At 70.8% G+C, this 600-nt stretch carries 1 protein-coding gene; it reads right to left on the bottom strand.

Going from position 1 to position 600, the window contains the following annotated elements:
* Nucleotides 1-518: polysaccharide deacetylase family protein (locus tag AC1DWF_RS36420; protein ID WP_476843308.1), on the bottom strand; the 518-nt coding region annotated here is incomplete at its 3' end.
* Nucleotides 519-600 lie beyond the last annotated feature (82 nt).

The raw sequence follows: 600 nt of genomic DNA, 5'->3' as shown, positions 1-600 counted from the left end.
GTGTAGCCGGCCTCCTGCAGCAGGTCGGGCGTCACGGCGCTCTCGGCGATCCAGGGCGAGAGCCAGCCGCGCGGCGGCTTTCCTTCGTGCTCGACAATGGCGGCCGTCGATTCCGCGATGAGCCGGGCCTCCTCGGCCTCGGGCATCGTGCTCTGCCGTTCACTGTTGGTGCGGCCATGGCCCGCGATCTCGTCGCCGCGCGCCCGATGCGCCGCCACGAGCTCCGGCGCATGGCCATACATGGCGCTGTTGAGCAGCACCGTGCAGGGCAGGGACAGCTCGTCCAGCAGCTGGATCAGCCGGAAGCCGCCCACSCGGTTGCCGTAGTCGCGCCAGGCGTAGTTCAGGATGTCGGGCGGTGGCCCGCCCGGGGCGAGCTCGGCGCCCAGCCCCTCGCCGAAGGCGAAATGTTCCAGGTTCACGCCGAGATAGACGGCCAGCTTCCGCCCGCCCGGCCAGGATTCCGGCTGCCGCGCCACCCAGGGCGAATAGGGAAAACGGCCATGGTGACGCAGCATGCGGGGCCCTCGTACAGCCCCCGCATGTGACGCGGGCGGCAAGGTTGCGGCAAGTGGCGCGGAGAGGCGGTCTGGCCTAAAC

The sequence above is a fragment of the Aminobacter sp. P4_D5 genome (assembly GCF_056401815.1).
This window is presented reverse-complemented; position numbering and strand designations above follow the sequence as displayed.